The sequence below is a fragment of the Geovibrio ferrireducens genome (genome assembly GCF_026226615.1).
Taxonomy (GTDB): domain Bacteria; phylum Chrysiogenota; class Deferribacteres; order Deferribacterales; family Geovibrionaceae; genus Geovibrio; species Geovibrio ferrireducens.
This window is the reverse complement of record NZ_JAJAPB010000005.1, coordinates 101,499-127,128: the sequence shown is the minus strand read 5'-3', so window position 1 is coordinate 127,128 and position 25,630 is coordinate 101,499. Positions and strand designations below refer to the sequence as shown.

Annotated in this window: 21 protein-coding genes and 1 riboswitch; of the genes, 11 read left to right on the top strand and 10 right to left on the bottom strand. The window is 47.6% G+C overall.

Annotated elements, in window-relative coordinates; genetic code table 11:
• Nucleotides 1–47: 47 nt before the first annotated feature.
• Nucleotides 48–137, bottom strand: a riboswitch (ZMP/ZTP riboswitch).
• Nucleotides 138–192: 55 nt separating this feature from the next.
• Nucleotides 193–831 (bottom strand): hypothetical protein, encoded by a 639-nt coding sequence (locus OSQ85_RS07225; protein WP_265822178.1) that lies wholly within the window; start codon nucleotides 829–831, stop codon nucleotides 193–195.
• A 4-nt stretch (nucleotides 832–835) separates the two neighbouring features.
• Nucleotides 836–2,116, bottom strand: a complete 1,281-nt coding sequence (locus tag OSQ85_RS07220) for a 4Fe-4S dicluster domain-containing protein (protein ID WP_265822177.1) — start codon at nucleotides 2,114–2,116, stop codon at nucleotides 836–838.
• Between the two features lie 344 nt (nucleotides 2,117–2,460).
• Here OSQ85_RS07220 and OSQ85_RS07215 point away from each other — a divergent pair, with 344 nt between their 5' ends.
• Both OSQ85_RS07215 and OSQ85_RS07210 read left to right on the top strand, forming a co-directional pair.
• Nucleotides 2,461–3,765 carry a cytochrome c3 family protein gene (locus OSQ85_RS07215; RefSeq protein ID WP_265822176.1) on the top strand — a complete coding sequence of 435 codons (1,305 nt, stop codon included), beginning with the start codon at nucleotides 2,461–2,463 and terminating at the stop codon, nucleotides 3,763–3,765.
• A gap of 9 nt (nucleotides 3,766–3,774) precedes the next feature.
• Nucleotides 3,775–4,695: a tetratricopeptide repeat protein gene (locus OSQ85_RS07210; RefSeq protein WP_265822175.1), complete on the top strand. Its 921-nt coding sequence runs from the start codon at nucleotides 3,775–3,777 to the stop codon at nucleotides 4,693–4,695.
• Between the two features lie 695 nt (nucleotides 4,696–5,390).
• On the opposite strand, the gene OSQ85_RS07205 is transcribed toward OSQ85_RS07210, so the two are convergent.
• The 8 genes from OSQ85_RS07205 to OSQ85_RS07170 all read right to left on the bottom strand — a co-directional run bounded on the left by OSQ85_RS07205 (nucleotide 5,391) and on the right by OSQ85_RS07170 (nucleotide 14,572).
• On the bottom strand, nucleotides 5,391–5,525 hold the full coding sequence (locus OSQ85_RS07205) for a hypothetical protein (protein WP_265822174.1): 135 nt from the start codon (nucleotides 5,523–5,525) through the stop codon (nucleotides 5,391–5,393).
• Complete coding sequence (locus OSQ85_RS07200; RefSeq protein ID WP_265822173.1) at nucleotides 5,522–6,070, bottom strand: TorD/DmsD family molecular chaperone; 549 nt, start codon at nucleotides 6,068–6,070, stop codon at nucleotides 5,522–5,524. Before OSQ85_RS07200 ends, OSQ85_RS07205 begins: the two co-directional genes overlap by 4 nt.
• A gap of 76 nt (nucleotides 6,071–6,146) precedes the next feature.
• Entirely contained in the window at nucleotides 6,147–6,758 is a 612-nt protein-coding gene (locus tag OSQ85_RS07195) for a 4Fe-4S dicluster domain-containing protein (RefSeq protein WP_265822172.1), read from the bottom strand.
• Between the two features lie 14 nt (nucleotides 6,759–6,772).
• On the bottom strand, nucleotides 6,773–9,367 hold the full coding sequence (locus tag OSQ85_RS07190; protein ID WP_265822171.1) for a DMSO/selenate family reductase complex A subunit: 2,595 nt from the start codon (nucleotides 9,365–9,367) through the stop codon (nucleotides 6,773–6,775).
• Between the two features lie 191 nt (nucleotides 9,368–9,558).
• Complete coding sequence (locus OSQ85_RS07185) at nucleotides 9,559–10,092, bottom strand: hypothetical protein (RefSeq protein WP_265822170.1); 534 nt, start codon at nucleotides 10,090–10,092, stop codon at nucleotides 9,559–9,561.
• A gap of 15 nt (nucleotides 10,093–10,107) precedes the next feature.
• A complete protein-coding gene (locus OSQ85_RS07180) occupies nucleotides 10,108–12,501 on the bottom strand; it encodes a molybdopterin-dependent oxidoreductase (RefSeq protein ID WP_265822169.1) in 2,394 nt (797 codons plus the stop codon).
• A 33-nt stretch (nucleotides 12,502–12,534) separates the two neighbouring features.
• Nucleotides 12,535–13,887: a sensor histidine kinase gene (locus tag OSQ85_RS07175; protein ID WP_265822168.1), complete on the bottom strand. Its 1,353-nt coding sequence runs from the start codon at nucleotides 13,885–13,887 to the stop codon at nucleotides 12,535–12,537.
• Complete coding sequence (locus OSQ85_RS07170) at nucleotides 13,877–14,572, bottom strand: response regulator transcription factor (RefSeq protein ID WP_265822167.1); 696 nt, start codon at nucleotides 14,570–14,572, stop codon at nucleotides 13,877–13,879. The genes OSQ85_RS07175 and OSQ85_RS07170 overlap by 11 nt, the downstream gene beginning before the upstream one ends.
• Nucleotides 14,573–14,889: 317 nt before the next feature.
• Here OSQ85_RS07170 and OSQ85_RS07165 point away from each other — a divergent pair, with 317 nt between their 5' ends.
• The 9 genes from OSQ85_RS07165 (at nucleotide 14,890) to OSQ85_RS07125 (ending at nucleotide 25,614) form a co-directional block, all read left to right on the top strand.
• On the top strand, nucleotides 14,890–15,738 hold the full coding sequence (locus OSQ85_RS07165) for a class I SAM-dependent methyltransferase (protein WP_265822166.1): 849 nt from the start codon (nucleotides 14,890–14,892) through the stop codon (nucleotides 15,736–15,738).
• A gap of 121 nt (nucleotides 15,739–15,859) precedes the next feature.
• Nucleotides 15,860–16,540 carry an RluA family pseudouridine synthase gene (locus OSQ85_RS07160; protein WP_265822165.1) on the top strand — a complete coding sequence of 227 codons (681 nt, stop codon included), beginning with the start codon at nucleotides 15,860–15,862 and terminating at the stop codon, nucleotides 16,538–16,540.
• Nucleotides 16,541–16,932: 392 nt separating this feature from the next.
• Nucleotides 16,933–17,985 (top strand): cytochrome C, encoded by a 1,053-nt coding sequence (locus OSQ85_RS07155; protein ID WP_265822164.1) that lies wholly within the window; start codon nucleotides 16,933–16,935, stop codon nucleotides 17,983–17,985.
• Nucleotides 17,986–18,002: 17 nt separating this feature from the next.
• The gene (locus tag OSQ85_RS07150) at nucleotides 18,003–18,920 is read left to right on the top strand and encodes a formate dehydrogenase subunit gamma (protein WP_265822163.1); all 918 of its coding nucleotides are present in this window, start codon (nucleotides 18,003–18,005) and stop codon (nucleotides 18,918–18,920) included.
• Nucleotides 18,913–19,758, top strand: coding sequence for a cytochrome C (locus tag OSQ85_RS07145; protein ID WP_265822162.1), 846 nt, complete (start codon nucleotides 18,913–18,915; stop codon nucleotides 19,756–19,758). Before OSQ85_RS07150 ends, OSQ85_RS07145 begins: the two co-directional genes overlap by 8 nt.
• Nucleotides 19,759–20,625, top strand: a complete 867-nt coding sequence (locus OSQ85_RS07140) for an NHL repeat-containing protein (protein WP_265822161.1) — start codon at nucleotides 19,759–19,761, stop codon at nucleotides 20,623–20,625. It begins immediately after the preceding gene.
• A complete protein-coding gene (locus OSQ85_RS07135) occupies nucleotides 20,622–23,735 on the top strand; it encodes a cytochrome c3 family protein (protein WP_265822160.1) in 3,114 nt (1,037 codons plus the stop codon). Before OSQ85_RS07140 ends, OSQ85_RS07135 begins: the two co-directional genes overlap by 4 nt.
• Complete coding sequence (locus OSQ85_RS07130) at nucleotides 23,736–24,671, top strand: tetratricopeptide repeat protein (protein ID WP_265822159.1); 936 nt, start codon at nucleotides 23,736–23,738, stop codon at nucleotides 24,669–24,671.
• A complete protein-coding gene (locus tag OSQ85_RS07125) occupies nucleotides 24,658–25,614 on the top strand; it encodes a cytochrome c3 family protein (protein WP_265822158.1) in 957 nt (318 codons plus the stop codon). The genes OSQ85_RS07130 and OSQ85_RS07125 overlap by 14 nt, the downstream gene beginning before the upstream one ends.
• The last annotated feature ends 16 nt before the right edge of the window (nucleotides 25,615–25,630 follow it).

Here is a 25,630-nt window from a genome sequence, read left to right as displayed (position 1 = left end):
AAAATCCTCCCATACATACGGGCATAAAAAAACGCCCGAACAGTTCTAAGAACAGCCCAGACGCACGACTTTAAGCATATAGTTCCGTACTTCCCGGAGGTGATCCCCCTTAATCTGCGTCAGTTGCACGGACGAGTATTAAATAGGACATTTAAGAGCGGATGTCAAACCCTAATTATGCTTTTAATTACGTTAGTCCTTTTCATTTAATATTATATATTTTTTTATAAAGTGCACTTTAGTGTTAAAGGATTTCGTCTGATTAAATAATTCATAAAAAAGATAAGAATAAAACACTAACACAAGAAGCAAATAAAATACTAATAGATTCAACCAGACTGGAAAGCTACTGACAATTGCTTCGTAAGTTATTAATATTAAACTTACTTGAAAAATAATAACTGCATTATCTTTAATGTTGCTTGTCAAGTCAGTAGCTGATTTTGATTCATGCAATTCAATAAAAGCTCCCAAAAACACTCTATCAAATAAGTTCTTTCCATGTTTTTTGGCAAATTTCATAAAGAGGAAGCTTCTGATTTCAAGAAGATCTTTGTCAAAGAATGGCGTTTTTATATTATATTTTTTTAATATTTTTCTTTTTGAGAAATAAATGCTTATTAATACAAAGATCAAAGATAGAAATATAAGCCATAGATATTGTTTTTCATTATATAAATAAACAAGTATGAAGGTAGTAATAAGCAAAATAAAAGAAAGAGCTGAGAAAAATAATGCAAGATTTGATCTTGCATGCTTAAAATGTATTTTTGATATATTTACTTCTTCATATAGCTTGTTAAATATTTGTTCAGTATCAGAATATTTCATAATATCACCTCTTTATCTTTTCCGCAAGCCTGCCGAAATAGCGGGATTTGATCTGCTCGCTCGCCATCGCCTGCTTCACAGGGGGGAGTTTGAGAATCGCACCGAGGACGGCGGCCATCGCCCTGTGTGAGAAAAGGGCGCGGTTATCGAATATCAGGTGCTCAAGTCCGCCTCGTTCGATGGCCATCATCACGGCTTTATGCACCGAGTTTTCCGGAGTTATCACCCTTTTTCCCCTGTACACCATGCTGACTGCCTCAGCGGAACAAACCCGTACGCACACTCCGCAGCCGAGGCAGGGATCATTATCCAGCTTTGCTTTCTTTTTCCTAGGTTTGTGCGGGTCATTCGCAGAGACCATTCCTATAGCCTCCACCGGACAGACCTCTGCGCATCTGCCGCAGCCTGTACAGGCTTCTTCCTTTATTTCAGGAATGTAGTTTGAGGTGTGCACAGGGTTCATTATGCCGAACCTGCGGGCAGCTACCATAGCTTCGCAGCAGCACCCGCAGCAGTTGCAGATGAAGCTGACCTCTTTCTTTACATTTTCCCCGAACTGAACAAGGTTGCTTTCGTAAGCCTGCCGGAGCAGATCAAGCCCCTCTCTGTCATCCACTCTGCGGGCATATCCGTGGCGGATGAGGGAATCTGCGACTGTGCCGAAGGTCATGCAGATGTCCATCGGTGCATCGCATGCCGTGCCGAGATGCTCTTTCTTATGGCGGCAGTAGCACATGCTGATTCCCATATGCTCCGCGGTTTTTATAACTTCGCTGGCCTTTTCATAGTCCAGTATGTGCATGCTGTTCTCTTCAGCCAGTGCCCCTTCATTTACAAATACACGCCCAAGCTGGGTTTCGCCGCGGACAAACAGTGCCTTTATGAAGTCCTCTTCAACTGTAATATACTGATAAAAAAGCTCACTGAGGTATTTCTGGTCTATGTCGCCCCTTGTGCGCATCATGGAAAATTCGAAGAAACCTGCCATGGGCGGAGGGAGAACATAGTGGGTCTGCCCGTCAGTTTCCATATCGAGTATGAGAACTTTGTCGGCATATGAATCCAGCTTTTTCCGGGCTTCGGTTTCGGATATTTTCCAGATTTCTGCCGCCTGCTTCGCAGTAAACGGCTTAATGGGTATCTGTGCCAGATGGCGTGCATCCTCTTCACTCATGAGGACTGAAAAGATTTTGAAAAGATTCTCGCTCAGAGGCGCTCCCTGAGGAAAGCGGTTCAGCCGTTCGGCCAGCTCCCGGAAGCCGTTTCTTGCTGTTAGATGTGCCATGTCCTGCCCTCCGTAATTTAATTATAGCAGAAAAACCATAAACAGAAATAACTTGAATGAATAAAGCTTAATAAAAAGCATGTTCATAAACTGTTTTTAAAAACGAGACCACTCATCTTCCCGATAAGAGGGGAGGGCGGAACTCTTTAACATTAAATGGATAAATCAAGAAGGGCTCAGTGTTTGTTTCTGACAAACACTCATAACGCCAGTAATATAGACGGCCGTTCAAATATGGGGTATTGTTTAATTAGAACGTTGATTTTATATGGTTATCACATTATGATGTTCGGTGAAATTTAGGAAGAGTTATATGCTTAAGAGGGACGAGCAGGAGGTCAACAGTGATTAAAAAGTTATTATTGCTTGCGGGGATTGTCTGTATTTCCGTTTTTCAGGCAAATGCGGAAACATGCGTCACCGCCCAATGCCACGCTGACATCAAAAAATATGAGGTTCTTCATGCCCCTGTCGAGGCTGATGAATGCACCACATGCCACATTATGGACGATTATGAGCAGCATATAAGCAAGCCGGCACAGTTTAAGGAGTTTTCATCCCCCGCTGAGGACGGCCCTGTATGCCTTGTCTGCCACGATGAAAAGGGCGGGAAAAAGTTTGTTCATGCTCCGGTCGAGGGCGGAGACTGCACAGCCTGTCACAACCCCCACGGCGGAACTAACAAATATCTGCTGATTACGGCAACTGAATCGGAGACATGCTTTCAGTGCCATGAAAATGATAAAATGAGCAAAAAGTTCCTGCATGGCCCAGTCGGGGCAGGGGAGTGCGCCTCATGCCACGATCCGCACTCATCCGATCACCAGTATCAGCTTAAGGCAGCCAAGGATGAACTCTGCTTCGTGTGCCACTCGGACAAGAAGGCAGACCTCTCAAAAGTGAGCGTTCACGCTCCTGTTGCAGATGACTGCACCCAGTGCCATGATCCGCATAACTCTGATGCGAAATTCCACCTGAAAGCGGCAGACGAAAAGACTCTCTGCCTCACCTGCCACGGCGATATGGACCCTGCGTTTAAAGAAAATATACTCACAGCGCAGTTCAAACATAAGCCTGTGGAGGAAGGAAGCTGCGGCGAATGCCACAACCCCCACGCATCGGACTTCGGTCAGCTTCTCCGTTCGGACACCAAGCAGATCTGCTTTGAGTGCCACCAGAATCTGGGCAAAATTATAACAGGTTCCGAATATGTCCATGCTCCTGTTGAGTCTGACGGCTGCAACGCCTGCCATAATGTGCACGGCTCCGGCAACCCTTTCATTCTCTATGAGCATTTCCCCAAAACATTCTACAACCAGTACACGGACGGAATGTATAAACTCTGCTACGAATGCCACGATACTGGCAACCTCGAATCAGCCACGACAGACGGAACAGGCTTCCGCAACGGCGAGCAGAACCTGCATTACCTGCATGTGATGATCCCCGGTAAAGGCAGAAGCTGCAAGGCATGCCACGAGGTTCACGCCTCTAACCAGCCGCTTCATGTGAGAAACACTGTACCCTTCGGTTCCGGCGGATGGGAGCTTCCTGTTAAGTTTACCCGCACCGCAGGCGGAGGAACCTGCGTGGTCGGCTGCCATAAACCTAAAACATACGACAGGGTTAAAGAGTTTCAGAATCCCTAAGGAGATTTTATGAAGAAAACCGCGCTTGCGCTTGCCGCAGTTTTTATGAGCTTCGCCGCATTTGCCTTTCCTCTGAAAGAACTGAAAGAGGGGGACAGGGTGGAAATGAAAAAATTCACCTATTCCGCTGGAGCTTATACCGATAAAGAGGATAAAGCGCCTCTCAAGGCTCTTCTCCTTTGGAAAGGGGATAAGAGGCTCAGCAAAAACACCTTTGAGGAGTTTAAGCAGTTCTGCGAAAAAAGCGATATTGTATGCGTTGCGGTGGAACTTGGCGTTAACGAAACGCTGAAACCGGTAAAGAACGTTATATTCGCCGCAGACACAGCTAAAATGACCGACACATGGGGGATATTTACCCTGCCTGTGACTCTTGTCCTTGACGGGGATAACAAAATTATCCACGGAATAGGCTTTGAAGGGCAGTACAGAGCCAAGCTTGAGAAGTTCATAGAGCTTAAACAGGGTAAAATCTCCGAGGCGGATTATCAGAAAATGACCAATGTTCAGGGGGTTGATAAAACCGTCAGTCGGCTGCCTGAGATAAACTTCGCAAAAAACATGATAAAAAGCGGGCAGACTGAGGATGCCCGCAAGCGCCTCGCTGAGATTGACCCCGCTGCTTTGAGTGATACGGAAAAGACCAGACTGGCGGAAGCTTACTTTATGCTTAAGCAATACCCGCAGGCTCTTGAGGTGCTGCAAGGGATCAGCAACACGGTTCCGGAGGTCAGATTCCTTCTCGGTTATGCTTATATGCAGACAAAGCAGTATGATACAGCCCTTACGGAGCTTGAATCAGTAAAAGATATTTACCCGCGCAAGGAGCGCGTCTACTACGCCCTCGCCAAAATCTACTATGAAAAGGATATGTACAAGGAAGCGGCAGATTACTTCAACCGCTGCTGTGAGATAGTCATAGACTTTTGAGCATGCCGCTTCCGCTCCCAAGGAGTGGGAGCGCGCCGTGCGAGCGGAGACGAACGCAGTTCGGCGCGAGCGTGTGTAAAAAATTTCAAGGATGGCAATTTTTTACAGTTAAGTCGGAGCGGCAGATTACTTCAACCGCTGCTGTGAGATAGTGATAGACTTTTGATATGCCGCTTGCAGCAACGCAATTCACTGTCACTCTGAAGGGAATGAAGAATCTCAATCCTCGGAATATCTTAAGATGTTCCGCAGTTATTGTTCCTCCCTAACCTATGGAAGACATATGCAGTTTGTTTTGTAAATCTCCCCTAGCCCCTCTTTATTAAAGAGGGGTATTTTTCTTTATCAGCAATAACTTCCCCCTTTGTAAAGGGGGACTGGAGGGGGATTTTTCAGTCTCAATGCAGGGAAGATTTATTGTGTGTGCTGTTATTAACCAGACACATGGATGTGTCCGCGGAGCGCGTACCGCAGCGAATGCGAGGAACGCAAGCGGAGCCAGAGCAGTGAGGACAGCCTGAACAACTCCACGGATGGAGTTGCGCCGTGCGAGCGAAGACGAACGCAGTTCGGCGCGAGCGTGTGTAAAAATTTTCAGGGATGACAAATTTTTATTATAAAATTAGAAAGGGCACGCTGGTCAGGCGTGCCCGTTTCCTGGAAATATATGTTAATGGTACCAACAGGGGTCTTGGCTAATTATCCATGTTATTAAGCAGGGCTGAGGTTTCTTTGATCATGCCCTTAAGCAGCCATCCGGCTCCTTTATAGAAGTCGGTAACAGAGTTTTCGATCACTTTGTCGGCAAACTCAACAACCCACTTTTTCATATGCAGGCCATAGAAAAGACGCATGTCCTCCACAAGCTCACAGCATTTCTCTTTTTCATCTTTCTCAAAAGCTTCAAGTGCTTTGAGAGAAGGAAATTCATATACGCACATTCGTATGCGATGTGATCATCAGGTTCTTTGTGCAGTTTGTTTATCTGTAAGCCGTTTTTCCTGTACATTTCCCTTACATTCAGTGTGGATTTACCGAAAAGGGTTTTGTCAGGCTCAGTGTAAACAGATTCCCACGGAGCCGCAAGGAGCGGGCCGGGGCCTATAAATAGCACATTGTAATTGTCTGTGAGTTCTCCGAAGCTGCTTTCCGTATAGCCTGAAAGATATTTTTTCATCAGACCGAGCCCTGTAACAGACTCAAGACTTTCGCACATGGGCCAGTCATTTTCCAGAATGTGCGTAACTTTAAGGTTTTCGATGAAATCCTTTGTGGGTGCTTCTACAAACACTTTATTCATAAAACTGTGAGCGATTGTAACCCCCAGGAGATCCTGATAAACCTTTTCGCAGTTTTTATTAAGCAGCTTATCCATTAACTTCTCCTTCCAAATGAAAAAACCGTTATGCGGTTTAAAGAGGAGAGGGGTTGCCCCCTCTCCGTATGTTTATTTAAACTTCTTCGATGTTAACGGCCTTTACTCCGCCGTCAGCGTCTTTGTGAGCTTTGAACACTATGTTCGGTTTTGTGGTTGCAGGGAACGGGCTTATGGACTGAAGGCTGCCGTATTTCGCTTTAAGAGCGCCGATTTCACCGAAATCTATAGCTCTTGAAGGGCATGCTTTAACGCAGGCGGGAGCGGGTACTCCGTCAGCCGAACCTTCATCTGTGCACATAACGCATTTTGTCATATGCCCTTTTTCATAGTTGTATGAAGGTGCGGTGTAGGGGCATACCTCTCTGCATGCGAAGCATGAAATACATGTGGAGGGGTTAAAAGTAACCACGCCGTCGCTTTCACGCTTGCTGTAAACCTTGCCGGGGCAGATTTCAAGGCATGCGGGAGCATCGCACTGGTTGCAGGCCATTGAAGAATAGAAAGCAAACACATCAGGTTTGTAAGCATCTGTGTCCGCATTCTGCCAGCTTCCGCCCGCAAATTCATAAACCTTTCTGAACTTTGTTCCTTCAGGAAGATTTTGTCTGTCCTTACAGGCGTTCATACATGCCTTGCACCCTGTACAGTGCTTTGTATCTACATAAAATCCATATTGTTTAGCCATTTTGAGCCTCCCTCTTAGCCGACTTTCCTGACATTAGCGAGAACGCTGTGCTGACAGTTGCCTTTTGAGTAAGCTTCAGGACGCAGGCTTGTCAGAACGTTATTGCATCCGCCGTGGTCAACAACGCTTGTGTTGCCAACTTCAGCAGCGGTTATGCTGCCCGTATGCTCGATCTTGCTGTTAAAACACTTGCCGCCGGGGTTGTACCATGCACCCTGGGGAAGAGCTATAACGCCGGGCATAATTCTCGGAGTAACTTTCGCTTTCACTCTTACCTTGCCTCTGTCGTTCCAGATCTCCACAGTGTCTCCGTGGCGGATTCCGAGATTAGAAGCATCGCCGGAGTTGATCCACGCAGTCTGGGGGTTGGCTTCCCTGTTCCATGAAGTGTTGTAGTAGGTCGAGTGTGTTCTCTGTTTATAGTGGTGTCCTACAACCTGGAAGGGATATTCATCTCTTTTGGAGTGTGTATATCCGTCCTGAGTGGCATGGAATTCAGGAATAGCACATATTCTGTCCAGACCGTCTCCGGGGAGAACCCACTGGTGGCTGAGGTTGTACAGCCTTTTTGAGAAGATCTCGAATTTGCCGGAAGGTGTGGAAACCTTGTTGGTTATAGGGTCATCAACGAATGCCTTGTACGCAACTGTGGGAGTGGCAGTGGGAACAACCTTTCTTACCAGACCGGCAGCTTTTGCCTTGGCATAAGTGTCAAGACCGTTTTCAGCAGTGAACACACCCTGATCGCCGCTGACTCTCAGAGTTTCATTGAAGAGGAACTCAAGCCATTCGTCCTGTGTTCTGTCTTCGGTAAACTGCTCTTTTATGCCGATTTTATCAGCGATAAGAGTAAGCATTTCATAAATAGTTTTGCACTCAAAGAGAGGCTCAACCGCTTTGGTATCGAATACCATGATAGCGGAGTTACCGCCGGAGTTTGTGGTTACGTCGTTCTGCTCCCAGTTTGTACAGTCGGGCAGAATGTAGTCTGACACAAGCGCAGAAGGAGTGAAGCTGTTTTCGATTGTCACGATGCATTCGCATTTGGACTCATCTTTGTACATCTTCATCGTTTCATTAATATCGCCGTGCTGGTTGGTCATACAGTTGCCCGCATAGTTCCATATGAACTTAATGGGGAGGGGCAGAGGTGTATCGGGAGTTGCCAGACCTTTTACTCCCCATGTTCTGCGTGTCATTGATGTATGATCAAGTATAGCCTGATACCATGTGTAGTGTGAAACAGTGTAAGTAACAGGGTTTGAGGGGAATGTGGTTGACCACGCCCTGAAGCTGAGGCTCACTGATGCGCCGCTTTCACGTGCGCCGGAACCGCCGCCCTGAATACCGATGTTTTTTGTGAGGATTGCCATAAGGCTGATTGCACGGCAGTTGTTTCCGCCGAGGTAATGCCTCTGGGGTCCCCAGCCCTGAATGATCATCGCGGGCTTTTCATTTATCAGTCTTTTCGCGAAAGATTTGATAATGGCAACAGGAATACCTGTTATTTCAGATGCCCACTCAGGAGTTTTGGGGGTAGCATCAGCACCCAGTCCGAGCAGGTATGACTTGTATGAACTGTTTGCGGGAACAGCAGGTTCAGTTCCTTCGGGAGCTCCGTCAGCAGAACCTGTTGCCTCGACTATTCCGGCCATTGAAGCTTCGCTCCAGCCTACGCAGTGAGCATTGATCCATGCTTCGTCCAGAAGACCTTCATCAAGCAGATAGTAAGCCATTCCGGCAACAAGCGCAGTGTCTGTTCCGGGTCTTATGCTTATCCAGTCAGCTTCAAGCGCAATCGCCGTATCGTTGTAGTGCGGGTCGATTGAGATGAATTTCAGGTTAGGGTTTTTCTCCTTAGCCTTCTGAAGGTGATATGTGTAATGTGCGCCTGAACCCATGCGGGTGTTTGCGGGGTTATTTCCCCAGAGAACCACAAGGTTGCTGTTTACAGCATCCGTAATGGTGTTCTGGCTGGAACCGCCGAGCAGCATGGGAAGGTACGGCCCTATCTGGGGTGTTGAGTAGTTGCCGTAATGGTTGAGCCATCCGCCCCAGAGGTTATGAAGCCTTGCGAGGGGGCTTGCTGCAGGTGTCCATGATTTGGCAAATGAAGCATCTATAGTGCCTGTTGCGTACTGAATATAGAACGAACCGGGACCGTAGTTGCTTTTAACCTGAAGCATTTTGGCGGATATTTCGTTTATCGCCTGCTCCCATGAGATCCTTTCATACTTGCCTTCGCCCCTTACAGAACCTGCAACTCTTTTCATGGGGTATTTCACCCTGTCAGGGTTGTAAAGTCTCTGACGGATTGAACGTCCGCGTACACAGGCACGGAACTGGAATCCTGCGCCGTAGTCGCCGTATTCATCGGGATTTTCATTGTCTGTGCTTACGCGCACAACAACACCGTCTTTAACGTGAAGTTTCAGGGGACAGTGGCTTCCGCAGTTAACGTTGCAGCCGTTCCATACTTCTTTGTCGAAAGACGGAGCACTGGGGCCGTCATTTTTGTCATCGCTGCTGCTTGAGCTTCCGCAGCCGAGCGTTGCAGCAGTACCGAGCACGGCACTCCACTTAAGGAATGAACGTCTGGTAACACTCATTAAATCTTTAAATTTTTCCTGTTGGAAAACTGATATAATCTTCCTCCTCGTCTGGCGGCCGGGGAGCCGCCGCTGTAACAGATCATGTTCTGAATGAATTGTGATATTTCTAACATGACAGGGGTAAACAGTAGGTAAAGAGGACGGCTGTATAATTCGATAAAAAGAGAAAAATAGGAGAAAGATGAAGTTTATTCGGTGATAATCAGTTTTATGTATCTGTAAAGACCTGCAGAATCATTGTCAGATATTTTTGCATGGGTCTTCATTGAGCTCATTATACCCGCCCACTGCTCAACACTGAACCTTCTGTGGTTAATGGCCGAGTGGCAGGAACTGCATATTTCGTAGTACATATCCTCATACTCTCTCAAAGCTGAGGCGAGGCTGGGGGATATGTACTCGCTTTTTATATAGCCCTTGATCATAACTTCACGCATTCCGTGGCTTGTGCTGCCTGTTTCAACAGCCGCTGAGGATTCGTAAAGTATTCCGTAGGTCATCCTGCCGTCTTCGGAGTACAGGGTTTTATCCCCTTTTCTCATCCACGCAGTGAGCCTGCTGTCTTCGATGGGTGAACCGAACTGGAGGAGAACGGTTTTTCTTCCTTTATCATCAGTGAGTTCAATGTTTTTATTGAGCCAGCCCTTTTCAGAGGCAGAGGCACTCAGCAGACAGAAGAGAAGTAGTAAAAATGTATAACTGATAGTGATGGCTTTGTTCATCTTTATTACTTAATATTATTCTTCCGTTATTACAACCGGATTTTTGTACGCCTCGTTATTTTTAATTTTTCCCTGAAATTTTCTTAATGACACAAGACAGCTGTGAGCGGCACATGCCTGAGCCAGTTTTGATGTCGGTCTGGATGGTGTGAGAACGTTCACATTGCCGCTGACACATCGCGCTCCGACACCGCAGGGCTCCTCCGGGGAGTACCATGCCCCCTCGTCAACCCTGACAACGAACCTTCTCAGTGTGGCGCTCACCTGTGCCCCGCAGATTATCGAGCCCCTGTCATTGTATACCTCAACGAGGTCGCCCTCCCTTATTCCAAGCTCACGGGCATCATCAGGGTTAATGACAATCGGTTCACGCCCCTTCACTTTGTACTGCTCCTTAAGGGAAATGTTATCCATCTGCGAATGCAGCCTGTGTTTGGGGTGTATGGAAAGAAGGTGATACTTATGCCTTTTTGCCAGATCAGCCCCAAGCCACTCTTTGGGTTCGATCCATGTGGGATGCCCCGGACAGTCGTCATAGCCGAAGCTGGCAACTTTTTCGGAGAAGATCTCTATCTTGCCCGATGGGGTGAACAGCGGCGAAGCCTGAGGGTTTTTGCGGAAATCCGCAAGCCTGACAAAGTTTTTATTTTTTGAAGGCACTTTGAATTCTATCGAACCCTGTCTCCAGAACTGCTCAAAAGGAACATTGGTTTCCACATTTGAATAGCTCCAGCGTATCCAGTCCATCTGGCTGCGTCCTTCGGTGAAATCCTTTTCAAAACCGAGGCGTTTGGAAAGCTCAGTGAGTATCCAGTAGTCGTCTCTGGATTCAAAAAGAGGCGGTACAACCTGTTTCATTGCCCATATATGTGTATTGGAATAGAGGTCTCCGTAGGTTATGTCATTTCTTTCAAAAGTGGAGGTAACGGGCAGAACTATGTCCGCATATTTAGCCGTGGCGTTCCATACTATTTCGTGAGTGATTATGTTCTCCACTCCGCGCATCCCTTCCAGCAGTTCATTGGTATTGGGGTGCTGGGTGATGATATTTGAGCCCATATTATGCAGCAGGGAGATCTTGGGGTAGGTGATCTTGTTTCCGTTGAAGTCAATGGTTCTGCCCGGGTTCAGAAGCATCTCGCCTATTCTGGACGCGGGTATCACGGTTCTGGCGGGGTTTCGCCCCTGTGACATCCTGCGGGGCATAGCCTTGCCGGAATAGGCAAGTCCTCCGTCTCCGAAGTGGTATCCGCCCCCGGGAGTTCCCACATGCCCCAGCATACAGGCAAGGGTGATGAGCGCCCAGTGGAACTGCTCGCCGTTGTCCGCGCGCTGGCAGCCGTAGTGGCTGTTCAGCAGAGTACCTGTTTTCCGGAACTCGGTAGCAAGTCTTCTTATGGTTCCGGAGCTTATGCCGCATATTTTTTCTGCCCACTCAGGGCTTTTGCGCACTCCGTCGCTTCTGCCTGTGAGGTAGTTTTTGAAAATATCGAAGCCCACGGTATATTTATCCATGAACGAGCTGTCATATTCGCCGTTAAGGAGCAGTTCAAAGCAGATCGCCATTATCATCGCCACATCGGTGTTCGGCTTTATGGGAATCCACTCGGCATCCATAAACTTAGCCGTTTCGGTGTACACAGGGTCTATGCTTATGAACTTCATTCCGGAGTTTTTCATATTAACGAACCACTCAATTCTGGAATGGTCGGGCACAGAATAGCTTATGCGGAAAGTCTTGAACGGGTCAGAGCCCCAGAGCACCATGGTTTTGGTGTGTTTTGCTATCATTTCGTAGGTGGTCTGATAGCTGTATATTTCCAACCCGCCCATGACATGGGGCAGGATATGGGTTGCGGCTCCGGCAGAGTAATCGCCTATTGTATCGGTAAATCCGCCGAAAAGCCCCAGAAACCTTCCCTGAAGTATGTCCGGTCTGCCTATGACTCCGGGGTGTGACCATCCGGCGAAAGAAGGGCGGTATATTGATTCGTTACCGTTATTGTTTTTTACATCTTTCAGTATTTTAGCCACAAGATCGAGGGCAGTTTTCCAGTCGACCCGGACAAATTCCTCGCAGCCTCTCAGTGCTGTGTTTCTTTGCCCGGCGAGAAAGCTTTTCCTGACGCAGGGGTATTTTATTCTGTTCTGCGAGTGCACGTATTCCGGCAGGCTGTAAAGCATGGAGGTAGGCGCGTAATCATTTTCATGAGGTTCCGCCCCCATGAATCTGCCGCCTGAGACAACAGCCTTAAGCGCGCCGAAGTGTGTGGCGTGAGGAATTTTCACGGCAGCGGACTTATCTGTCATTGCAAACAGCTCATTGTAAGATCCGCTCAGCATTAAGGCGGAAGAAAAAAGACCCATTTTTAGAAGGTCTCTTCTGCTTATTCCGTCAAAACCGTTCATAAAACAATAACCTCGTAATAATAACGCATTGCGTCACGCTTCATTTTCAGCGGCAACCTTGGTGTCGCAGCCGCAGTCTTCTTTTAAGTTGTAGCAAAGCGTGACGGTTGTACCCTTGTCCTTTTCAGATTCAATCAGGAAGCTCCAGCCGAGGCTGAAACAGAGACGCCTTACTATGGCGACACCGAAGCCGAAGCCTTCCGCGTGGTATTTTCCTGAGTTTTTTCTCAGCAGGTTAAGCTGGGCGCTGCTTATGCCCATGCCGGTATCCTTCACTGAGAGACACTTTTCTCTTATAATCACAGTCACCTTGCCTGTCTGGGTGTAGGTGAATGCGTTTCGCAGCAGGTTGGAGATAAGTATGTTCATCACCTGCGGGGCGACAGGAAGCTTCTGGGGGTAAAGCTCCTCTACTTCAACTTTAACAGGTTTTCCTGTTATAAGATACATATGCTCCTGAACAGTCTCATTCACGACTGTCAGGGTGTCTGTTTCCTCAAAGTCAAACTCCCCTGTGGTTTCGTATCTGGAAAGCCAGAGGAAGGATTTGATAAGATGCTCCATCTTGGCAGTGGCACGTTCCACGCGCCCCACTATACGGGCGATTTTTTCATCCTCAGTAGCCCCGGTCTGTTCCAGCAGTTCCAGAGCGCCTTTGATTGTGGCCACGGGTGTCCGCAGTTCGTGTGATGCATCCCTTGCGAATGCTGCCTCCCTTGCTACGGAAGCGTGGAGATCGTCCAGAGTGTTTTTCAGGGTGGCAGCGAGAAAGCCTATCTCATCATCCCTGTAACTGTTTACGAAGTCATCCGGCAGCGGGGAGCCCGTACCGCGCTCTTTTATGTAATCAGCCAGAGTGACCACAGGGTTGATGACCTTGTGCGCCGTTATCAGCCCCATAACAAAGCCGAAAACCATGATGGGCATGAGCACACCAAGTATAGTAACCCGGAGAGAGCTCAGTGATTCCCTGCTGGCATCCAGCCTGGTAACATTATACAGCATGTAGAATCTTTCGCCGTCGGGCAGATTTCTTATGATAATGTGATATTTCTGCTGGTTGCTGGTTCTTGAATATTCTCCCTCAGGCAGTTTGGTCAGATCCTTTTTTGCCCACTCCGGCAGAAGCTCTTCACCGTAGTAAACATTTATGAACGGTGAAGACGGCTTCGGCATAAAAAATGAGTTGGAGGTAGGGGCAGCAAAGGTGGACATATGGCTGCGGAGATAATACTCCGCCTCCATTTTTATCGTCCTCTGCTTTGATCTTGTTTCGCTTAGCTGGGTCGAAAATATAACCCCGAAAACTATAAGCGAACCAAGAAGAAGGCTTGTGCCTATGAAGACAAGAATTATTCTGCTTCTTAGGCCGGTTTTAAACCGCATCAGGCTCCTCTGGAGCTTCTTCGGCTATTTTATATCCTCTTCCCCTCACTGTATGGAGAAGTTCTTTCTCAAAAGGCTTATCCACAAGCTGGCGCAGTGTGTAAAAATGCGCTTTGAGGGCATTTGTCTGCGGCGGCTGATCCTTCCATATGGCGTACTCCAGTTCCTCTTTGGAAACTATACCTGGGTGAGCCTCCATCAGTTCGCGAAGGATGGTGAAACAGACTCCGGGAAGATCTATTATTTTCCCGCTGCGCATAACACAGCCGTTTTCAGGGTCAAGGCTGAGCCCGCCCACTTCAAAAACCTCTGCGACACTGTGCTTTGTCCTTCTCACCGCAGCTTCCAGACGCACCTTGAGCTCAGCAAGCTCAAAAGGCTTCGGCAGGTAATCGTCCGTACCTGATTCAAAACCGTCCAGCTTATCGTTAAGCATGGTTCTGGCAGTCAGCATAATTACGGGCATGTTCAGCCTCAGTTTCTGTCTCAGCAGCCTGCATACTTCAAAACCGTTAATGCCGGGAAGGTTGATGTCAAGCACAAGAGCATCATAATGGTTCTCCTGTGCGAATTGCAGACCCGCCTCACCTGTAATGGCGTAGTCCACGCTCCAGCCCTGCATTTCAAAATAGTCGATTACGTTTTCCGCAAGATCCGAATCGTCTTCAATCAACAGCAATCTCATCTTATTGCGACCTCTTTTATCTCAGATAAAACCAATAGGGAATATAGGCACTTGCGTAATAATTGCACTAGAAAAATAATGCCTAAACAATTTTTACATTGGTTCACACACCCGGACATGCTCTTTTTCGAGCATAAAACCCCATACTGTCATAGATTAACAGTCCTGGAGTAAAGCAAAAGTAAAAGTTTAAATAAATATTGAATCAAGCTCAGATGAACTCTTCCCGCGCTCAGGCTTTTCTTTTTTATCTGTTGCCTTCCCTGCCGTTTCTGGTAGATTCAGCGGATCACCGGATTTTCAAAAGGAGACAGTCTATGAACCCCTCAGGAACCTATTCAGTTCTGGACAGCGGAAGCGGAAGAAAGCTGGAAAAGGTCGGCAGCTTTATACTGGACCGACCCTGCGCTCAGGCAGTGTGGAACAAATCCGTTTCGGAAAACGAATGGAAGAACGTTCACGCAATATTTTCCAGAGAAGGGGGGAACAGCTGGTCATACAGAAAAACACTGCCCAGAGAGTGGGTGATAGAGGTAGACGGACTGAAGTTTTACATCAGCCCCACAGACTTCGGACATCTCGGCGTGTTCCCCGAACACAGGTATTCATGGGGCTTCATGGCCGAGCTTATAAAAAGTGCGGACAGGAAACTCCGTGTGCTGAACCTTTTCTCTTACTCCGGCGCTGCGACCCTCGCTGCATGCAAGGCCGGGGCGGAAGTGACCCATGTTGACGCTTCACAGAAGATAAATGACCTCGCGAAGAGGAACATAATTCTCAACGAGCTTGACCCTGCAAAAGTCAAATGGATCACCGATGATGTGATCAAGTACCTTAAGCGTGAAGAAAAACGCGGTTCAAGATACGACGGCATAATACTCGACCCCCCCAGCTTCGGCAGAGGCAGCAAGGGCGAAGTATTCAAGATAGACACTCATCTGCCTGAAATAATAAAACTCTGCCGCAGCGTGATGAACGATAATCCTTCGTTTATAATACTCACATGCCATACTCCGGGCTACACTCCGCTTACGCTTAAGAATATCCTCACTCAGGCGATGAAAGGCAAGGGCGGCGAGATCGAAACAAGAGAGCTCACTCTGGACAGAGGCGAAAGCCCGCTGCCCATACCGGCAGGCTATTTCGCCGCATGGAAGCGGGGATAAGCTTCCGGCTGTGCCCGCACTGTGTTCAGAATGACCTAAAAACATTATTTACCAACCATATGCGGGAACAATATCCTCCTGAGAACAATTTATAAATAACAGAAACGGACAGGGCATAAAAATGAAATTAGATATTTTATACAGCGACAACCATCTTCTGGCGGTTAATAAACCGGCAGGGCTGAGCACACAGGTGTCAAACGAGCATAAGGACAGTCTTGAGGAGCATGCCCGCGAGTGGGTGCGCAGGGAGTTCAACAAACCGGGTAATGTGTTTCTCCATACTGTCCACAGGCTGGACAGGCCTGTGAGCGGTGCTGTTCTGTTTGCCAGAACCGACAAGGCTCTTTCCCGTCTGAATGCTTCCTTGAGGGAGAAAAAGGCGGAGAAGATTTATCTTGCCGTTATTCAGGGCAACCCTCCTCAGGAGAGCGGAACCCTTGTCCATCACCATTCACACGGTGATTTTAAGGCAAAGATAACCCCGAATCCGCACAAGGGTTCCAAGATCGCAGTTCTTGAATATGAGCGTATCGCAAAAATGAACGGATTTTCACTCCTCAGGATACGCCTTGAAACAGGAAGATACCACCAGATCCGTGCTCAGCTAGGCTTTATAGGCTGTCCGGTAGCCTGCGATACGAAATACGGCAGCAGACTGAAACCTGAAAATGAATCAATAGCCCTCCACCACCGGGAGATGAGTTTTATACACCCCACACTGGGAAGTGAGATCTCGGTCACTGCGGATATACCGTCCTTTTATCCGTGGAATATTTTCCGTGAGTTACTCCGCTCTTAATCTTACTGATTTTCAATAAGACTTTTCAGCAAAACAGAAAACCTAGTAAATAAATATTATTATTATCTTTTGCATCAATAATATAGCTATGCCTATCGAAATGTGCCCGGAAACAGCGGTAAAGCTCAAGTAAAACCGTGTTTTTTATAACGCTGTTCCTGTCCTTTACCCTAAAATGACCTATGCTCCAAACCCTGTGATAACATATGTTTGCTAATCATTGAAATACTTATGAATATGCGGATTTTTGTATTTTCAATAATTTCGGCATATCATTTCCAAAACGCAGTATCTTTATTGACAACACAGATTAGATCTTTTAGTCTAGATGGAAACTAGGAAATATAACCTTCTGTTTTAATTTCTTTTATTTAAAAAAACTGGAGTGGATGATGAGAATATTTTTCTTATTTACCATCATGGCTGTCGGCATTCTGTTCGGCACGCTTTCCGCACATGCTGCGTCCATGGTTCCGGACGATGAAAACTGCATGATGTGTCACAAGTATCCCGGTCTCAGCAGGGTCAGCGACGAAGGATATTTAAGACAGTTCTACGTGGATTCCGACAGGTATGCCCACTCCGTACACACAAAGGTCAAGTGTACGGGATGTCACACGGACATTAAGGAAATACCTCACAAAGAAGCCAAGATCGTAGACTGTGCAACCGAATGCCACATAACAATGGGTGATTCGGCCAAACCCTTCTCTCACAAAAAAATCGTGGAAGAGCTCAAAGGCAGCATTCACAATGTTGATAACGAACACGTGAATGCCCGCATTGCAGAGGATTTTCCCACCTGTACCGACTGTCACAGCAACCCCACTTACCGTTTCATAACTGACGATGTAAGGGATGTGCACGATGCCAGAAGTCAGGACAAAATCTTCCAGAAATGCAGTGTCTGCCACGATCAGGATCCTTCTTACAAATACTATTTCAACCACGTAACCCACAGAATCAAAAACCTCTCCGCCAGCGAAGATGTTGTTAAAACATGCAGCAAGTGCCACTCAAGGGACGACATGGCGGAAAAACACAAGCTGAAAAACGCGGCCAGCACCTATCTTGACACCTTCCACGGAAAGGCGGTTGAGTTCGGTATGGAAAATGCGCCCACTTGTATCGACTGCCACGTGAGAGACGGACAGTCCGTTCACAAGATACTCAGCCATAAAAGCCCCGACAGCGCCACTTATGTGGAAAACAGGTACAAGTCCTGTGAGGGTGAAGGATGCCACGCGAACACCACTAGGGAGTTCGGTCTGATCAGAATGCACGTTGTGATCGATAAAGACCTCTACCCCATTGAGTTCTGGGTGGCTCTTGCTTTCACCGTACTTACCCTCGGCGTGTTCTTCATGCTTCAGGGTCTTATGATTCTCGAACTCATCAGGATAATGTTCCCGAAACTGAGTTTCAGACGTAAGAAAAACGGTTAAGAGCGGGGGTGACAGAAATGAAAGGATTACCATTAGTTAAAATAAAAAACGGCGAAAAACACTACCTGAAACTCACTCAGAACCAGAGAGTTCAGCACCTGTTTATCATGGTCACGTTCATACTCCTCGTGGCTACGGGCTTCCCGCTTAAGTTCCACTTCTACCCATGGGCAAAACCCATGATAGAAATGTTCGGCGGGCTCCACGTAACAAGGCTCATCCACAGGGTGTGCGGTGTTATCATGGTGGCTCAGTTCTTCTACCACTGGTACTACCTGTTTAAGAACATGGCAGTAAACTACATCATACCGGCTAAAAAAACCGGAACCTTCTCATGGGGCGAGTTCGGCAATTTTGTCTACTACTCACCCATGTGCCCCCGTAAGAAGGATGCGCAGGATATAGCGGCGTTCATAAAATACGCTCTCTTCATAAGCGATGATATGCCCAAGCACGAGAGATTCCACTGGAGAGAAAAGTTTGACTACTGGGCGGTGTTCTGGGGTATTCCCGTTCTCGGCCTCACGGGTCTTTTCCTGTGGTTCCCCGTATGGGCTACAACATTCCTTCCCGGCTGGGCGGTGAACATCAGCTACATTGCCCACTCTGACGAGGCTATGCTTGCCGTCAGCGTTATCTTCATATGGCACATGTACAACGCTCACGTTAACTACGACAAGTTCCCCATGTCGCCTCTGTTCATGACAGGCTATCTGCCTGAGCATCTCATGAAGCATGAGTACTACATGGAGTGGGCGAGGATAAACCGCATAGTGGAGAAAGACCCTTCACGTCTTCTTGACCTTGATAAGGAGAGGGAAGCTGAAATGCTTACCAATCAGGAAAAAATAGAGCTCATAAGAGAGCAGATCGAATTTATGAAGGAAAGCACCACCGGCGGCAAATACAACAGGGGAGGTTCTCACCATGAGTAAGCAGAGACCCGCTTTTGTAAGATATTTATACTGCCTGGCAGGGATAGCGTTCCTTGTATACTCCACTTATATAGTGTTCATACTCGTTATGCACATATGGCATCACACCCCCCACGGTGAAGCCCACGCGGACAGCCTCAGCAAAGAGGACAGGCTGTATCAGGAAATGCTGAAAGGGGTAGATGCCCAGAACGCAGGCCTTGCGTACAAGGATATAAGCCAGATCCACAAGCTTTATGATTTCCACAAGTCAGAGGCAAAAGGCGTCACAGACAGCCGCAACCTCTGTGTTTCCTGCCACGGGGACGTACCCCACGACAAGAAAAAGGAGATCAGGGCTTTCCTCAATATGCACGCTTACTTCATGGCATGCGAAACATGCCACGTTAAGAGCGAAACTCCCGGTGACCATAAGTATGTCTGGTATGACAAGGTTACAGGAGATGAAAAGCCCAGCATAGACCCCGGCTTCTTCCTTGAGGACACTCCGTATAAACTCATGCCCCTTAAAAGAGGCGGAACAGAGCCCAGAGTGTTTGACGCTGAGCCTATGAAAAAATATGTCAGCGAGTTCAAAAGCAAGGTCGGTGAAATGGTTCCCGCTGCGAAGAGCGCTTCTCTGAAAGTGATTCACAGACCCATGACAAAGCTTGAGGACTCAGTTAAATGCAACGAGTGCCACAACCCCAACGTAAACGAAGCTTACCTTCCTCTTAGGGAGATCGGCTACACGGACAGAAGGATGGCGCAGATAGTCGGAAACGAGGTTGCAGGCATGATCGACAGGTATAAGGAATTTTACATACCGAACTTCCTGAAACCCAGCGAGGAAAACTAAGTGAGACTCTTACTTGCGGTAGTAATAATATTTTCGGCAATAACACAGGGGCACGCGCTGGAGATCAGCGCGTCCCTTCTGTATAAAGTCACATCCGGAAAACAGGCAACTCCGGCTGACGTTGTAATCGAATCAGCAGATACAGCCGGAATATACGACGCCTTTAACGGAAGCTACACCATCTACAGAAACGGCAGTGCCGTTTCCTCCGTTAAAAAAGAATTCCTTAAAGGCGGCAACTGTTTTGTCAAGAACGGCAACTACTATCTTTACTGCAACAATAAAGGCAATTCTCTGGACATGCTCTCCCCTAAGTTTGAGGTTTATTCCTCAGCAAAGCTGGCTGTTTTCGACCCGACAGATGTTGCGGTCAGCGGCGGCTATGCTTATGTGGCGGATAATGACAACCACAGAATAGTCAAAATTGACCTTGCTGAGGCAAAGGAAGCTGCAAGTGCGGGAAAATACGGCAAGGAGCGCCTCCAGTTCTGGTATCCCTACGCCGTTGCCTTCAATCAGGCAGGTCATCTTCTTGTTTCCGAAGTTCTCAACACAAGAATACAGAAAATCACAAAGGAACTGAAATTTTACGAATTTATCGGCGGCTGGGGTATCAATCAGGGGCAGTTCTACCGCCCCACAGGCATAGCCCTCAAGGGTGATAAGCTGCTCGTTGCCGACGGATATACGGGTCTCATACAGTATTTCGATAAAGACGGAAAATTTGCGGGCGTTCTCACTGATACAAACGGCAAAAAGCTGAAATTCGGTTCCGTGACCCATATCAGGGTAACCGGAAGCACACTCGCCGTGGTGGATGCCTTTGAGAAAACAGTATTCATTTTTCAGTTAAAGGAGAAAAATTGAGAAGTCTGTTGTTTTTACTCACAGCCCTGATATTTTGCTCTTTCAGCGCAGAGGCTCAAAAAGAAAAACTGAACCCCGATTCCTCAAAGGAATGCTCCATTTGTCACTATGAATGGATGCCTGAATTTCTCTTTGACCTCAAAGGAACGCCGCTGGTCGAATTTCAGAAGGAAAAAGTGGTCGCCACCGAAAGAATGTGCTTCTCCTGCCACAACGGAACAGTGGGGGACAGCCGCATTAAAATATGGACAGGTGACGTTCACAAGCTCGATAAAATCCCCGCGCATATGTCAATCCCCGGCAATCTTCCGCTTAACAACGGCAAGATTGACTGCCGTACCTGCCACTCAGCACACTCAACAGGCGCGCCAAGGGATGAGGGTGTTGAAAAAAGCGTATTCTTAAGAATGGAAAATGCCAATTCAGAGCTTTGCAAAGCCTGTCATAAGGATATAGGCTCCGCAAAAATGGGCATAACCCACCCCATGAGCCCTGTTAAGGAAAACAGGGATGAAATAGCTTCAAGGATACATAAGCTTGACGGCAAACTCGGCGCAAAAGGCGAGGTAATCTGCCAGAGCTGCCACACGCCGCACTCACCCAAAGAGGAGAAGCTCCTCATTAACTACAGAAACCATTCGGAACTCTGTGCAACATGCCACCTTGACAAGGTAAGCGACGACAAGGATCACAACTACCTTAAAGGCATGCTGAACCACCCGATTAACATAAAGCAGGACAATGCCACTCAGGTGAGCAAGATCAAGGCCGAGGGCGGCTCATACGGCATAGGCAACGAAGTGATATGCCTTACGTGCCACTCCGTCCACAAAGCCAAGACAGAGACACTGCTCCTGCGGAGCAACACCGACAACTCGCTTTGCTTTGTCTGCCACGAAAGGCAGAAAACAGTGCTTGATTCCAAGCACGACATGAAAACAGTGAAAGGGTTCGTCACCAAGGACGGCAAAACCGCACAGCAGAAAGGTACATGCGAAAGCTGCCACGATCCCCACGGATGGTCGCTGGCTCTGCCTAACACTAATGACGATATGATCACCAAAGGATGCATGAGCTGCCATAAGGAAAAAGGGTTCGCAAAGGAGAAAATCATTTCCTCCACAATGTTCAACCACCCGGTGGGCAAGGACATCAAGGCGGATATGAAATCATATGAAAAACTCCCTCTTTTCGGCGAGGTAAAAAAATTCTTCACTGAAATAGGCGGCGATAAATCCAAACAGAGAATGGTAACATGCGCCACCTGCCACGATGTGCATTCCAAGGATAAAAACTTCCTCAGAGTGGAGGCTGTAAACGGCGCCCTCTGCATAGTCTGCCATGATGAAAAGAAAATGGTGGAAAACACTCTCCACGGTAAAGAGAAGCTGAAAAACGGCTGCCTTGACTGCCATAAGGTGCACAACAGCACCAACAAGCGTCTTCTTGTCAAAAAAGAGGATGACGGCTGCACGGACTGCCACAAACCCGGCGGAAGCGCGGAGAAGAAGGTGATCGGAGCGCACTCTCACCCTGTGAATATGAAAACCAAGGGTAAGGTTGACGAGCGCTTTAAGCTCACCGATGAAACCTTCACATGCACAAGCTGCCACGACCCGCACAGGCCTTCCAAAAAAGGCAAAATAGACAAAGATTTCCTGCGGGGTGATTTCGGTGACTTCGATGACTTCTGCTCAGCATGCCACGAAGGCAAGAAAGAGATAGCAGGAACAGACCATGATATAAGGGAGAAGGACAAGGCGGAAGCTCCCGTATGCGCCCAGTGCCACAGTGTTCATAATGCCAAGACCGACGGCAATATTATGACCCTCGAATACGCATACAAAACCAAGGACGACTACTGCTATGTCTGCCACAATGAAAAAGGCTCCGCGTCCAAGAAAACAGTGCATGACGGACACAAGCTCGGCAAGATAGAAGCACATGAGAAATACGGCAAGTTCCTCACAGAAAAGGACGGCGGGTATTACCTGTACTGCTCAGGCTGCCACACTGTTCACCAGAACGGCCCCAAAAAAGGCGAGGAAGGAACCTTCCGTAACAGCTTCCTTAACAAAGAGCTGATGAAGGACGGCAACTTCTGCCAGAGCTGCCACAGCGATAAAAAGGACTTTGCCAAGTCCAAGCACAATGTTGCCAACTTTGAGAAGCACGTATCTGAATTTGCCAAGGCAAAGGATGAAGGAAACTCCTGCGGTGCATGCCACATGGTGCACAACAGCGGATATTTCCTCTTTGACAAAGCCTTGGGAACAGATTTTGAGAAAATCTGCAAAAGCTGCCACAGTGAGGGAAAAGCGGCGGAAAAAACAAAAATTACAACAAGCCACCCGACAAATGTTAAACTTAAAAAGGAAATTGATATTTACCTTCTTGATGGAAAAATAGTATGCTCTACATGCCACGATGTACACGGGGCCGTTAAGGGTATGGTGAGAGACACCGGCGAAAGCAATATGTGCCTTGCCTGCCATGCGGATCAGAAACCTGTTGTATACTCGGAGCATAACCTCGCTAAGCTGGACTACATGACCGAAAAAGTCAGACAGACAGCGGAAACCAACGCGTGCTATGTCTGCCATATGCCTCATAATTTCCACAAGGACAACAGACTTATGTGGGCTTTTGAGCAGGGCAGAAAATCAGTATTCGCGTTTGAAATGTGCGGCGACTGCCATAAGAAGGACGGCTACGGCTACAAAAAAATCCCGGAAGTCACCGCTCATGACAGGATATTTAAAATATTCCCGTACAGGGAGCAGTACAAAGCTTTCCTGTATGATGACGGCGGCAAGGTATCTGCGGAAGGTTCTATAACCTGCCAGACATGCCACGACCCGCACGTTTGGAAAAAGGGAAGCACGGAGGCAGCCTACAATGTGGACGGAACTGATAAAGACAGTTTCCTGAAGCTTGAAGTAAAAGACAAATTCTGCAGGGTATGCCACGGCGATTTGACGGAGGAACTCTTCTCCAAATATCATGACAAGGCGTACAGACAGGGCAGAAATAAAAAAATAGGCGAATCCGAAGTGCTCAGGAACCTGTTCATTATACAGCAGAACCTGCAAAAACTTCAGGGTAAGTAAATGCTTTCATTTTCAGTTATGAGAAACACTTTTTTTGCTGCGGCGCTCTCAGCGGCTGTTTTTTCAGCTGCCGGCGCCCATGCTGCGGATGCCGGAAGCGCGCTTCAGGCCGCTTCCGCTGCGGAGCCCGTTTTTTCGGCCGTTTCAGAGATTAAATCTCCCCATGGCGGAAAGGCGGTGCTGTTCTTTGATCATACCAAAAGATTCGATCTCAATATTCTTGCGGAATACCTCAAGGACTGTAAAGGTTTTGAAGGGGTGAAGTGCTTCTGCGCCGATGTCTCCGGTGCGGATAAAAAAACGCTCACTTCATTTTTTGAAAAGTCCGACAGCAAGGCCTGTATATACAGGGCGGCTCCCGATGCGGATGCGCCCTACATGGTTTTTGCCAGAGAGGGTAAGCCCGCCGGAGTGATCGGTAAGGACGGCAGTTTTGCCTCGCTTACGCCGGTGTATCTCTCCTACCTCGCAGGCAAAACAGATGAAGCCAGACTGGCAGAAATGATTGATGCTGCGGAAAAGGCTGAAAACTATAAAAAAATCGTTCCTCGTATGAATCTGGTGCTGATGCTTGCCAAAAAGGGCGAGCTTGGAGCAGCAGTACACGAGATGGACAAGGTTAATGCCGCCGAACTGGATGACAAGGGCAAGCTTCTGCTGGGGCAGACCTATCTGCGTCTGAAAGCGGCTGAGCGCGCCTATGAGGTTTTCTCCTCCTGCACGGACAGCACAGAATGTATCCTTTACAGCGGAATAGCGTCTTACCTTAAAGGCGACAGCGATAAAGCCCTGCAAATTCTGAACGGTGTCAAAGACCGTTATGAGGATAAGAACAAAGTCAATTATTACCTGAAAAAAATATATGAATCACGAGGGGACAGTGCACATGCTGAAGAGATTCGGTTGCCGGAAAATTATAATATTGGTTCTGAGTAGCTTTTTCCTGCTCACCCCGCAGGCTTTTGCTAAACTGGACATAATTTTCCCGATCACTAATAAAGTGAAGTCTGTCAGCGACATACATATCATCGGAAAGTCATCGGTTAAAGATCCGGTAACTATTGAGATAAACGGTGTAAAAAGTGTCAAGAAGCTCATTGAGTCGAAGAATGCGAACGGCGAGAATTTTTATATGCTCATGACCATTCTCAAGCTTAATCCGGGCGATAACACTATTGTTATTTCGCAGGGAAAGGATGTGAACACTGTGCAGATAAACAAGGTTAACTCCCCGACCACTATCAGTGACTGGACCGAAGGCTACATGAACTTCCACAGCAGTGACAGAAGAGAGATATGTCTCAACTGCCACAGATTTCAGGATCTCAATGACTGTGTAAACTGTCACCGGGACAAATTCATGGGCACATGGGTGCACGCCCCTGTTAAACAGGCTAAATGCTTTGAGTGTCATGAAAAGGACAACAACCTTATCCCGCAGGAGCCGTTTTCCGAAACCTGCCTCAAATGCCATAACAATTTCAGCATACAGATGAAGCCCGCTCAGTATGTACACGGCCCCGTCGCAGCAGGATTCTGCACAATATGCCATTCACCGCACAAATCCACGGATAAAACCCATCTCAGGAAACCCGTGAACGAACTCTGTGACGGATGCCACGCCTCAAGCGAACTCGGCTTTAACTACCATCAGAAAAGCTACATCAAGTTTCACCCTGTGGATAAAGTGTTTATGCCTAAGTTCAACAAAACTCTGGACTGTGCGGACTGCCACACACCGCACTTTTCAAACGATCCGCTCCTGCTCAGTACGGATAAAGTAAGCAAAGAGCAGCTATGCGCAAAATGCCACAGCGAAGAAAACACGGCTGAACTTCTTAAGGTTCTTACAGATAAGCACAATGCAGAAGGCAAGTGAAGATTGACGAGGATAA